The 12,130-nt window shown below is 74.7% G+C and carries 9 protein-coding genes; 2 read left to right on the top strand and 7 right to left on the bottom strand.

What is annotated here, in order from left to right:
• From AB0Q99_RS16210 to AB0Q99_RS16220, 3 genes are all read right to left on the bottom strand, one after another.
• Positions 1-1,521 (bottom strand): sugar transferase, encoded by a 1,521-nt coding sequence (locus AB0Q99_RS16210; protein WP_363572153.1) that lies wholly within the window; start codon positions 1,519-1,521, stop codon positions 1-3.
• A 395-nt stretch (positions 1,522-1,916) separates the two neighbouring features.
• On the bottom strand, positions 1,917-3,071 hold the full coding sequence (locus tag AB0Q99_RS16215; protein ID WP_363572155.1) for a glycosyltransferase: 1,155 nt from the start codon (positions 3,069-3,071) through the stop codon (positions 1,917-1,919).
• Positions 3,072-3,301: 230 nt separating this feature from the next.
• On the bottom strand, positions 3,302-3,742 hold the full coding sequence (locus AB0Q99_RS16220; protein WP_363572157.1) for an SRPBCC family protein: 441 nt from the start codon (positions 3,740-3,742) through the stop codon (positions 3,302-3,304).
• Between the two features lie 91 nt (positions 3,743-3,833).
• Here AB0Q99_RS16220 and AB0Q99_RS16225 point away from each other — a divergent pair, with 91 nt between their 5' ends.
• Entirely contained in the window at positions 3,834-4,733 is a 900-nt protein-coding gene (locus AB0Q99_RS16225; RefSeq protein WP_363572159.1) for a HipA family kinase, read from the top strand.
• Between the two features lie 96 nt (positions 4,734-4,829).
• Here the strand turns inward: AB0Q99_RS16225 and AB0Q99_RS16230 are convergent, their stop codons facing one another.
• The 4 genes from AB0Q99_RS16230 to AB0Q99_RS16245 all read right to left on the bottom strand — a co-directional run bounded on the left by AB0Q99_RS16230 (position 4,830) and on the right by AB0Q99_RS16245 (position 9,722).
• Positions 4,830-5,195 carry a hypothetical protein gene (locus AB0Q99_RS16230; RefSeq protein WP_363572161.1) on the bottom strand — a complete coding sequence of 122 codons (366 nt, stop codon included), beginning with the start codon at positions 5,193-5,195 and terminating at the stop codon, positions 4,830-4,832.
• Positions 5,196-5,359: 164 nt separating this feature from the next.
• Positions 5,360-6,850, bottom strand: a complete 1,491-nt coding sequence (locus tag AB0Q99_RS16235) for a S8 family serine peptidase (protein WP_363572163.1) — start codon at positions 6,848-6,850, stop codon at positions 5,360-5,362.
• Positions 6,851-7,133: 283 nt separating this feature from the next.
• Positions 7,134-8,252, bottom strand: coding sequence for an amidohydrolase family protein (locus AB0Q99_RS16240; protein WP_363572165.1), 1,119 nt, complete (start codon positions 8,250-8,252; stop codon positions 7,134-7,136).
• Positions 8,253-8,255: 3 nt separating this feature from the next.
• Positions 8,256-9,722 (bottom strand): glutamine synthetase family protein, encoded by a 1,467-nt coding sequence (locus AB0Q99_RS16245; RefSeq protein ID WP_363572167.1) that lies wholly within the window; start codon positions 9,720-9,722, stop codon positions 8,256-8,258.
• Positions 9,723-10,275: 553 nt separating this feature from the next.
• On the opposite strand from AB0Q99_RS16245, the gene AB0Q99_RS16250 reads away from it, so the two are divergent.
• The gene (locus AB0Q99_RS16250) at positions 10,276-12,051 is read left to right on the top strand and encodes a 3-hydroxybutyryl-CoA dehydrogenase (protein ID WP_363572169.1); all 1,776 of its coding nucleotides are present in this window, start codon (positions 10,276-10,278) and stop codon (positions 12,049-12,051) included.
• Positions 12,052-12,130: the final 79 nt, after the last annotated feature.

A 12,130-nucleotide genomic window follows, 5' to 3' on the forward strand; every position in this document is an offset into this window, starting at 1 on the left:
TCAGCTCCCGTCCGGGTGGAGCATCAGGGCCGCGGTGCGGCACAGGATCTTGACGTCCTGCCAGAAGCTCCAGCTCTCGATGTAGCGGTTGTCGAACCGGGCCCGGTCCTCGATGGAGGTGTCCCCGCGCAGGCCGTTGACCTGGGCCAGGCCGGTGAGGCCGACCGGGACGCGGTGGCGGTCGGCGTACTCGGGGTAGGCCTGGCCGAAGCGCATGACGAAGTACGGGCGTTCGGGGCGCGGGCCGACCAGGCTCATGTCGCCGCGCAGGACGTTCCACAGCTGCGGCAGCTCGTCCAGCGAGCTCTTGCGCAGCAACCGGCCGACGGCGCCCATCCGGTGGTCCTGCGCGATGTTCCAGCGGGTCGCCGACTCGTGCTCGTTGCTCGGGCGCAGGGTGCGGAACTTGAGGACGGTGAAGACCCGGCCGTCCAGCCCGGTGCGCTGCTGGCGGAAGAGCACGCCGGGGCCGGTGTCGAAGCGGACGGCGAGGGCGCAGAGCGCCAGGACGGGGGCGAGCAGCAGCAGTCCGAACCCGGCGGCGGTGATGTCCAGGGCGCGCTTGGCGGCCCAGCCGGGGCGGCGCATCGCCGGGCGGCCGACCCGCAAGCAGGGGAAGCCCCACAGGTGGTCGCCGCCGGTGATCGGGCCGGTGGGCAGCGAGCCGAACTCGCGCAGCGCGGGCACCAGCCAGACCTGGCAGCCGAGCCGGACCGCCTCGCGCAGGGCGGCGGCGGTCTCGGCCTCGTCGGCGGCGCCGGCGGTGGCGATGACGTGTTGCACCCGGTGCCGGCGCACCTCGCGCTCCAGCGCCTCGCGGCCACCGAGGACGGGCGGGTCGGTGTCGCCGGGCAGCAGCGGCGGGTCGGCGTCGAGGAAGCCGACCGGGCGCATCCCGTACTCGCCGTGCTCGCGCAGGACGGCGGCGATCCGGCGGCCGAGCCCGCCGGCGCCGAGCACCAGGACGGGGCTGGGGCGGCTGCGGCGGATCCGCCGGACCAGGTGGTACAGGACGGCGCGGCCGACGGTGGCGATCAGCAGCTGGCCGCCGAGCAGGACGGTGAGGCGGGCCGGGGTGACCGGGCCGCAGTCGGGCCAGTGGCCGCCGAGGCAGCCGGACAGGGTGACGGCGAAGGCCGCGGCGACCACCGCGCGGGCGGCCAGCGCGGGCAGTTCGTCCAGGACGGACAGAGTGAGCCGGGCCCGGTAGAGGCCGCCGGCCAGGTTGAGCAGGAGCAGCAGGGGCAGGACGGCGGGGACACCGAGCAGGGGGTCGAGCGGGGCGGACGGGTCCACCGCCCGGTTGGCGAGCCCGCCGGCGGAGCACAGCGCGATGGCGTCGGCCTGGACCAGAGCCAGCGGCAGGGCCAGCCGGGCGCGGACCGCCCCGTGGCCCCGGCGGGGCGCCGGGGCCGGGTGCCGGGCCGCTCCGGCCGGACGGTCGAGCAGCCCGATGGCTGGCCGGCGGGGGCCGGACAGGGATCCGTTCGATCGCGACACGCTGTCGTGGTCGATGGTCATCAGCGCACGGTCTCCCCTGCTGTGTGCCCGGGGTGACGGCGCCCCGGCACCGGTTGGCGCGGGGCGGCCGTCCCGGTCCGGTGGGCGCGGTCCTGACAGCACCTGCTGCCGCTGGCGGCTCCCGGAGTTCCCGCGATGGGGCCGATCGCGGAGGTACCGGTCCCGGGGGACTCGGTTGCGAGGGGCCAGGCCGTGAATTCCCGGTATGAAATCTGAATGAAGCAGGCAAAATCCGACAATACCGAACCGGGCGCTACGGGACGGAAGTTGACTTGCCGTTTCATTCCAGCCGCCCATTAATCGGTATTTCGGATTTGACGCCCCGACCCCTGTCCGGTTGCGGGTGCGAATACCCCGACGTCGGAAACGGCGGGCATTCACGGCATGTGAAACGATCAGATCCGCTCTGGGACACGGGCCCGGCGCCGTCCCGCCGCCGGCCCGGCACCCAGCAGATGGCGGTAGAGGGCATCCACCTGTTCGACCACGGTGCGCACGTCGTGCCGGGCGACCGCGTGCTCGCGCAGGCGCGCGCCGCGTCGCTCGCACTCGATCGGATCCGACAGCGCCTCCCCCATTCGAGTGGCGAGGGCCGGCCCGTCCTCCGGCCGGACCACCGCGAGATCCCGCTCCGCCGGCGGCAGGCACTCCCGCGCTCCCGGCACGTCGGTCAGCAGCACCGGACGGGCGGCCGCCATCGCCTCCAGCGGGGCCAGCGCCATCCCCTCCCAGCGCGAGGGCAGCACCACCAGATCGGCCGCCGCCAGCCACGGGCGCGGGTCGGCCACGTCCCCGACCAGCCGGACCCGGGCCGGCTCGGCGGTCCCCCGGACCAGCTCCGCCACCCGCTGCTCCTCCGGACCGCCGCCGACCAGCGCCAGCCTCGCCTGCGGCACCCGGCGCAGCACCTCCGGCCAGGCGGCCAGCAGCACGTCCTGACCCTTCTGCCGACACAACCGCCCGACGCAGACCGCGAGCGGGGCGTCCAGGTCCAGACCGAGCGCGATCCGGGCGGCCCGGCGGTCGGCGGGCGCGTAGTGCCGGACGTCCACCCCGTTGGGCACCACCGCCCAGTCGGCGTGCACCCCGGCGGCCACGCCGTCGGCCCGCTCCTGGACGCTGACGCAGAGCAGCCGGTGCGCCCAGCGGGTGGCGAAGCGCTCCCAGCGCAGCGTGGCGGCGGCCAGCGCGCCGTCCACGGCGGCGAAGGACCAGGCGTGCGGCTGGAACACCGTCGGGACGGTGCCGCGCACCGCCAGCCGGCCGGCCAGCCCGGCCTTGGCGCTGTGCAGGTGGATCACGTCGGGCCCGGCCGCGCGGACGATCCGGCGCAGCCGCCAGGCCTCGGCGGCGGTGCCCGCGCCCGGCGAGCGCCCGGCGGGCCAGTCCCGGACCAGCGCGCCGACCGCGGCGGCCTCCTCGGCCAGCCGCCCGCCGCGCGGACAGGCGACCAGCACCCGGTGGCCGGCCTCGCGCTGCCCCCGGACCAGGTCGGCGACGACGCGGGCGACCCCGCCGTCCACCGGTTGCGAAATGTGAAGGATCGTCATATGCACGGCGGCGAGCCTAGGGTGGCTCCCCCGCGCCGGGCGGCCCTCGTCACCCGGAGGTGGCGGTTCGGCCACCCGTACGGCTTTCCGCTCGCACGAGTGGCCGATCCGCTCGAATTACCGCGCGATTCAAGCGTATTGATGGATCCAGGCGCTCGAATCGCGCTGCCGGTCGGATCACCCTGCGGCCTCGACGGGACCCAGCGGGCCCCGGCGGACCTCGCTGCGCCTCAGCGGACCTCGTCGGCCAGGTTGGCCAGCACCTGGTCGTGGATCCGGTTCAGGCCCTTCGGGGCGAAGGTGCGCTCGAAGAAGCCGCCGATGCCGGTCGCGCCCTGCCAGGTGGCGGAAACGGTGACCTTGGTGCGGCCCTCGCCGGCGGCCCCGACCGTCCAGGTGATCACCATGCTGGAGTTGGCGTCCTTCTCCACCAGCTGGTCGGGCTTCGGCGCCGAGACGGTGAACAGGCAGTCCCGCACCCGCTTCTCGGTGGCCTGCAGCTTCCAGTGCACCTGGGTGCCCGCGCCGGTGCCGCCGACCCGGACCTCGTACTCGCTGTACTGCGCGGGCAACAGCTTCGGGCGGGTCACCTGGTAGTCGGCCAGCGCCTCGTACACCCGCTCGGGGGCGGCGTCGTAGACCCGCTCGGTGGTGGCCTGCACCTGTCCCATGACCTTGCTCTCCTCGTGTGGTGGGTCGCGCTCTCACCGGCAAGCCAATCACAGGGTCACGCCCGTGACGCGGCGGGATAGGGTGGCCGGTGTGCTCGATCTGGTGACGGCAGTGCGCTACGTCGACCCGCTGCGGGCCGGCGGCTCGGTACCCGGCGTGGTGGAGACCGACGACCTGGGAACGTACGTGGTCAAGTTCACCGGGGCCGCGCAGGGCCGCAAGGCGCTGGTCGCCGAGGTGATCGTCGGCGAGCTGGCCCGGCGGCTGGGGCTGCGGGTGCCGGAGCTGCGGCTGGTGGACTTCGACCCGGCCGTCGCCGCGGACGAACCGGACGCCGAGATCCAGGACATGCTCAAGGCCAGTTCCGGCCTCAACCTCGGGATGGACCTGCTGCCCGGGGCCCGGGACTTCCGGCCGGGGATGATCGCGGTGGACTCCGCCGAGGCCGGCCGGGTGGTCTGGCTGGACGCGCTCACCGGCAACGTCGACCGCACCGTGCACAACCCCAACCTGGTGGTCTGGCACGGGCGACTCTGGCTGATCGACAACGGCGCCGCGCTGATCTTCCACCACCGCTGGTCGGGGGCCGGCGCGGCGGTCGGCAAGCGGTACGACCTCAGCGCGCACGCGCTCGGCGGCTCGGCTCCGGACGTCGGGCTCGCGGACGAGGAACTCGGCCCGCTGGTCACCGTGCCGCTGCTGGAGGAGGTGCTGGCGCTGGTCCCGGACGAGTGGCTGGCCGACGAGCCCGGCTTCGACTCGGTGGACGCCGTCCGGCACGCGTACGTCACCCACCTGGCCGCCCGGGTGGTGCTCTCCGAGCAGTGGCTGCCGGAGGGCTTCGCCACGCCCGAGCAGCTGCGCGAGGCCGAGCGGCGGCAGGCGGCCCGGACCCGGGCCGGGCGGCCGGCCTGGCTGCAGGAGGTGCCGGACCTGCACGGCAAGCCGTCGGTGGAGACGGTCTGGGAGCACCACGTCGACGAGGGTTAGCGGAGGAGCGGCCGGGGACGGCCGGGCGGCGGGGCGCGGCGGCGGCCGAGCCGGTGGCCGCGGGATCGCCGCGAACGGCCGTCGGTCGCCGCGGGCTCAGCCGAGCGCGGGACGGATCCAGCCGACGTACTCGATCGCGGTACCGAGCAGCAGGCCGAAGCTCACCGCCGGGAACGCCACGTCCCCGGGCAGCCGCCGCAGCCGGACCACCAGGAACGCCAGGCCCAGCCCGAGCAGCGGGCCGGCCGCCAGCAGCAGGGCGAGGAGCAGCACCGCGCCCACCGAGCCACCGGCGGCCATGCCCATCACCGCGACCACCAGACCGGCGGTGCCGAGGGTGGCGAGCATCGGGGCGGCGAGCAGCAGCTGGACCGCGCCCAGGGCGAGCGCGATCCCGTTCCGCTTGCCGGGAAGGGCCGGTCGGACGAGGTCGGTCCGCCGGCCGGGGACGCTCCGCGCCATGCCGCTCAACTCCTGTGGTGGCTCCGCTGGGTACGGCTCCATCCTGGGCGGCGGGCGTGGCGGCGGCCTGAGTACGGGTACTCAAACGCGACCGGGGAGCGGGGCCCAGTGGCCCCGCTCCCCGGCTCGGCGATCAGGTGTCGTCGCGGTCAGCTGTCAGCGCGTCAGCGCCACCACTGGACCGCCTTCTCGGCGTTGATGACGCCCGCGCCGTAGAAGCCGTTGTCGTCCGCGCCGCCCTCACAGGTGGCCTTCCACTGGCCGGCGCCGCCGGGGTTGAAGACACCGGTCGGGCACGGGTGCGACTCGGCCTGGTTGGTCAGCATCTCGGTCAGCTCCTCCGGGCTGGCCCACGGGAAGGTGCTGGCGAGCAGGGCGAGCACACCGGTGGCGTGCGGGGAGGCCATCGAAGTGCCCTGCATGTAGCCGTACTTGCCACCGGGGATGGTGGACAGGATGCGGCCGTCCTTGTCCGGGGTGTCCGGGAGCTGGAAGCGGCGGTCGCCACCCGGCGCGGCGACGGTCACGACGCCCTTGCCGTAGCTGGAGTAGTACGCCTTGTCGCCGTTGACGCCCACCGAGGAAACGACGACGACGCCCGGCAGCTCGGTCGGCAGCGACAGGCAGTCGTTTCCGATCGGGCGGGTGCCGGGGGTGGTGTCGTCCGGGCTGGAGACGTCAGTGGTCTTGTGCGCCAGGTCGATGTTCTCGTTGCCCGCCGCGGCGACGTTGAGGACGCCCTTGCGCTGCGAGAACGCGACGGCCTTGCGGACGGCGGCGGTGATGGCCGCCTGGTCCTTGTCGTTCGGGCAGTTGAACATCCACGGGTCGACGTAGTAGCTGTTGTTGGTCACCTTGAACTGGTGCTCACCGGCCCAGACGAAGCCGCAGATGGCGTACTCCGGGTAGATGAACCCGCCGTCGTCGACGACCTTGACGGCGGCCAGCTTCACGTTCGGGGCGATGCCGACGATGCCCTTGCCGTTCTTGGCGGCGGCGATGGTGCCGGCCACGTGGGTGCCGTGGGCACCGTCGGGGCCCGGCTGCCAGGCCTTCCAGTCGGTGTTCGGCTTGCCGCCGTCGATGCAGGAGACCGACTGCGAGGCGTCCACGTTGGCGGCCAGGTCCTCGTGCGTGGCGTCGATGCCGGAGTCCAGGACGCCGACGGTGACGTTGCGGCTGCCGAGCGAGAGCTTGTGCGCCTTGTCGACACCGATCTGGCGCATGTCCCACTGGTTGGCCTCGAGCGGCTCCTGGCCGGGGGCGGGCGCGGTGGTGGGAGCGGGGGCGACCTCGGCCTTGCCCTGGTCGGCGGCCGTGATGCCCTTGGTACGGCTGGCGCCGACGGAGTCGACGCCCTTGGCCAGGCGCAGCTTCTCGGCGAACTTGGCGTCCGTCGAGCGGGCGATGACGACACCGATCTGCTCGTACGAGTAGACCACCGAGCCGCCGAGGCTCTTGACGGCCTGCTCGACCTTCTGCACCTGGCCGTGGTTGGCCTTGGTGTTGACGACGTAGCTGAGCAGCGGGCCCGGGGTCGGGTCGGCCGTGGGAGCCGCGACGGCGGTGCCGGCCGGGAGCGCGAGGGCGCCGGCGGTGGCGAGCACGAGGCCCACTGCCGCGTACCGGGTCCGGCTGATCCGAGGAACTCTCATTGGGGTTGGCCCTCCCGAGTCGTCGTGCGGCAGCTGCGGTTGGCAGGTGCACTGGGAATGACCGGACGCTAATGAATATTCGATGAGATGCGCAAGAGGTAGTCATCTAATCGTCACATCTAGCGCTACAAGCGGAGGTTGAGAGTTCGCAGGTCAACAAGGGAAACAGGGTCAAGAGTGTTAAAAAGTGATGGTTCGCCGACGTGCGACCAGCCGGTTCGGAAGTGCCGTCACCGGCCTTGACCGCGCCCTGCGGCAGCGCCGCGCCGGCGCCGCGCTGTCGCTACAATCCGTACAGCCGACGGGCGTTGTCACCGGCGACCGAGCACGTCAGCCGCTGCGCGTCGGCCGCCGCACACGCACCGTCGGCCTGCCACCGATTCAGCAGCTCCTGAATTCCGTACCGGAACTGACAGGTACCCACCAAGAAGAGTTCGGGTAGCCCGTAGGCGTCGGTGGAGAACAGCAATTTCCCGAACGGTGCCAGTTCCAGCATCTCGCCCAGCACCGCCGCCACCCGCGGGCCGGTGTAGGAGGCGGTCAGCCCGAGGTCGGTGAAGACCGTCGGGAACGCCTGGGCCAGCCAGGCGGCCTGGCGGTGGTACGGGTAGCAGTGCAGCAGCACCAGCGGGACGCCGCTGGGCTCGGCGGCGCGCACGAAGTCCGTCAGCAGGGACGGGTCGGCCCGGTGCAGGGTGAGGTCCGGATCGCCGAAGCCGGTGTGGAGTTGGAGGGGCAGCCCGAGCTCGGCGCAGACGTCCACGGCCGTCCAGAGCAGGTGATGCAGCAGGACCGGGTCGGTCAGCCGGCCGGGCCCGCCGCGCAGCCGGGCGCCGGCCGCGGCCACCACGGCCGTCCGGGCGGGCCGTTCGGCCGGGGCGGCCAGGCCGTGCCGGTAGGCGAGCACCGACTTGACCGCGACGGCCCCGCCGGCGGCGGCCGCCAGCGCCTGGGCGACGGCTCCGGGCCAGTCCTCGGCGCCGGCCGTCACCGTCTCGGCGACGGTCTCCAGCCGGACCACCTCGCGCACCGACGCCCCGGCGGCCGCGGCGAGTTCGGCCGACGACAGCAGCGGCAGGCCCGCGGCGGCGGTCAGCCCGGTGTCCACCAGACAGGTGTCCAGCCCGGCCGCGGCGAGCAGCCGGCGCGTCGCCTCGGCGGCGCCCACCGCCCGCCGCCGGGCCAGGTAGTCGGCGGCCGGGGCGTGCGCCGGCAGACCGAGCACCGGCGGGCACCAGCGCCGTACCGCGAGGCCGAGCGCGCTGTCGAAGGGCGAGCAGCCGGGCGCGGGCGGGCGGTCGGACTCGGTGAGCAGCCCGGCCAGGACGTCGTCGGCGAGCTCGGCCGCCACCACGCTGTGGCAGTGGTGGTCGACCAGCGCGGGCGACTCCGGCCGGGCCACCGGTCAGTACCGCCAGCGGGCGGCCGCGGCCACCTCCTCGGGCGTGGCCGCGGCGTACTGCTCCGCCTCGGCCCGGCGCACCGCCAGCACCGCCTGGTACAGCGGCTCGCCGAGCGCCTCGCGCAGCACCGCCGAGCCCTCGTACGCGGCCAGCGCCGCGGCCGGGCCCTCCGGCAGCCGGGGCACCGTGCCGGGCTCGGCGGCCGCCGGATCCCCGGTGAACTCCGGTGGCAGCGCCCGGCGTTGGTCCAGCCCGGCGAGACCGGTCGCGATCACCGCGCCGACGGCCAGGTACGGGTTGGCGCTCGCGTCGAAGCACTTGACCTCGGCGTTGGCCGCCGTGGCCCGCTCCCCGGTGGAGCCGGTCACCAGGCGCAGCGCGGCCTCGCGGTTCTCCAGGCCCCAGCACTGGTAGGCCCCGGCCCAGTGCGAGGGCACCAGCCGCAGGTACCCGGCCGGGCTGGAGCAGCCCAGCACCAGCAGCTCGGGCAGGGCGTCGAGCACCCCGGCGAGGAAGCCCTCGGCCTCGGCCGTCAGGCCGTACGGCCCGGAGCCGCCGTGGCCGAGGTTCCGCTCGCCCCGCCAGAGGCTGAGGTGCAGGTGGCCGCCGTTGCCGACCGCGCCCGCCTCGATCACCGGTGCGAAGGAGACTCGCAGGCCGTGCCGGGCGGAGACGGCCCGGACGGTGTGCCGGACCAGGACGGAGGTGTCCGCGGCGCCGACCGGGTCCTCGGGGGCGACCGAGACCTCGAACTGGCCCGGGGAGTACTCGGGGTGGATCTGCAGGACGGCGAGCCCCTGCTCGCCGAGGGCGCGCAGGACGTCCCGCAGGTAGTCGGAGAGGTCGGTGAGCCGGTGCATCCCGTACGCGGGGCCGTGCGTCGGGTACTGCGGCGCCTCCTGCGGGGACCCGGCGAGGGCCACCACCCACTCGACCTCGATGCCGGCCTTGAGGCTCAGCCCGCGCCCGACCGCCGCGGCCGCCATCCGCCGGGCGAACAGCCGCTGGCAGCCGGGGTGCGGGGCGCCGCCCTGGGTGTACCTGTCCCCCGGGGCCCAGGCCCAGCCGGGCTGGGCGGCCAGCGGGACGGCCCGCTCCACGTCGGGGTAGAGCCTGAGGTCCCCGGTGGGGCCGCCGACGGCCGGGCTGGTGGCCATCGCGTCGTCGGCGAGGAAGAGGTCGAAGCAGGGCGCGGTGCCGACGCCCCACTGCGCGGCGTGCGTCAGGCCGCCGAGCGGCACGGCCTTGACCCGGGTGATGCCCGCGTTGTCGACCCAGGTGACGGCCACCGCCTCGACGGCGGCCGTGCGCAGCCGGTCGGCGGCCTCCTGGGCGCGCGCGGCCCGCTCGGCGCGCGGGGGCAGCGCCACGGCGGCCGCGGAGCCGGCGGGGCCGAGCGGCTGGCCGGCGCCGGACGGCCGGGCGGGGCCGGGCCCGGTGGGGCCGACGGTGGCGGTTCCGGTGGTCATGCCACCATGCTGCCCCGCCGGTCGGGCCCCCGTAACTCCCCTATCGAGTGGTCCAAACGGAGGCCCGTCCACCCGTTCACCCGTTCGGGGTGAACCGGGCCGCCGGCTCCCCGCCGGCGATCACCCCGGTGGAAGCCGACCGCGGGGCCCGGGCGGTTTTCCGCCCACGCCCCCTTCCTACTGACCAGTAGCTTCGCTACAGTGGCCGGACGCACCACCGCCGGGCTTCGGGAGCCGCACCGGCGGGAGCCTGCGGTCGCCGTGTCTGCGGCGCCTGCGCGGTGCGCTTTCACCGGCCGGGGCCGCGAACCGCGGCGGCCGGGTTCCTCCTCGTATCAGAGCCGCTTCCTTCACCTTCGAGCGCCTGAGCACCACGGCACACCCGCGGATCGGCCGGAGCGGACCGGCCGCCGTCCGGGTTCGCCGCACCCCGTCATCTCCCCAAGCCCCCGCGCGTGGACCCTCCTCCGGCGGCGGCCGCCCCCGGCGTGCGGGCGCGGCGGCCCGCCCGCCGGAGCACGCGCGGGCCCTTCATGACTAGGAGTCAGGACAGATGGAGCGTCCCTTCCCCACCGTCGCGGTCGTCGGCCTCGGCACGATGGGTGCCGGCGTCGCGGTGGCGGTCGCCAAGAGCGGCCGCCGGGTGATCGGCATCGAGGCCACCGAGGACTCGGCCGCCCGGGCGCTGGCCCGGATCGAGGAGGCGACCGCGCACGCGGTCGACCGGGAGCGGCTCACCGCCGAGGAACGCACCGGGCTGCTGGCCCGGATCTCGGTCGGGCACGAGCTGGCGGCCGCCGCCGGCGCGGACCTGGTGATCGAGGAGGTGCCCGAGCAGCTGGAGCTGAAGCGGGAGGTCTTCGCCGAGCTGGACCGGATCTGCCCGGAGACCACCGTGCTGGCCACCGGCACCACCGCCCTCTCGGTGACCCGGATCGCCGCCGCGACCGCCCGTCCGGAGCGGGTGCTGGGCCTGCACTTCTTCAACCCGGTGCACACCATGAAGCTGGTCGAGGTGGTCCGCACCGTGCTGACCTCCCCGCGGACCGCCGAGGACGCCGCCACCTTCGCCCGGGACCTGGGCAAGGAGCCGGTGGCGGCCGGCGACCGGGCCGGTTTCGTGGTGAACGGCCTGCTGTTCGCGTACCTGAACCAGGCCGCCGCGATGTACGAGTCCAAGTACGCCTCGCGGGAGGACATCGACGCCGCGATGCGGCTCGGCTGCGGCCTGCCGATGGGCCCGCTGGCGCTGCTCGACCTGATCGGCGTCGACACCGCGCGGACCGTCCTGGAGGCGATGTACGAGCAGTCCCGGGACCGCCTGCACGCCCCCGCCCCGATCCTCGGCCAGCTGGTCTCGGCCGGGCTGCTGGGCCGCAAGACCGGCCGCGGCTTCTACACCTACGAGGCGCCGGGCTCGTCCCGGGCCGTGGACGCGGCCACCGGGCCGGCCCTGCCGAAGGTGCCGGGCCGCGCGGTCCGCACCGTCGGCGTCTGCGGCTCGGGCACCATGGCCACCGGCATCGCCGAGGTCTTCGCCAAGGCCGGGCGCCCGGTGCTGCTGGCCGCCCGCAGCCAGGAGAAGGCCGACCGGGCGAAGGCGCAGCTGGCCAGGTCGCTGGAGCGCTCGGTCGCCAAGGGCCGGATGTCCGCCGAGCAGCGGGACGCCGCGCTGGCCCTGGTCACCCCGGTCGGCCAGTACACCGAACTGGCCGAGGTCGACCTGGTGGTCGAGGCGGTGGCCGAGGACCTGGCGGTCAAGCGGGAGCTGTTCGCGACCCTGGACAAGATCGTCAAGCCGGGTGCGGTGCTCGCCACCACCACCTCCTCGCTGCCGGTGATCAGCTGCGCGACCGCCACCTCGCGGCCGCAGGACGTGATCGGCATGCACTTCTTCAACCCGGCCCCGGCCATGAAGCTGGTCGAGGTGGTCTCGACCGTGCTGACCGCGCCGGACGTCACCGCGACCGTGCTGGAGCTGACCGCCGCGGTCCGCAAGCACCCGGTGGAGTGCGGGGACCGGGCCGGGTTCATCGTCAACGCGCTGCTCTTCCCCTACCTGAACGACGCGGTGCGGATGCTGCAGGAGCACTACGCGACGGTGGACGACATCGACACCGCGATGAAGCTCGGCTGCGGCTACCCGATGGGCCCGTTCGAGCTGCTGGACGTGGTCGGCCTGGACGTCTCGCTGACCATCGAGCAGGTGCTGCACCAGGAGTTCCGCGAGCCCGGCCTGGCCGCCGCGCCGCTGCTGGAGCACCTGGTCGCGGCGGGCTGCCTGGGCCGCAAGACCGGCCGCGGCTTCCGCGACCACGCGCGCCGGTGACCACGCCCCAGCCCGGGGGCGGCCCGCACCCGGCCGGCCCGCCCGCCGGGCCCCCTCCGTACGGCGGCGCGGCCCGCGG

The sequence above is a fragment of the Kitasatospora sp. NPDC086791 genome (genome assembly GCF_040685975.1).
Classification (GTDB): Bacteria; Actinomycetota; Actinomycetes; order Streptomycetales; family Streptomycetaceae; genus Kitasatospora.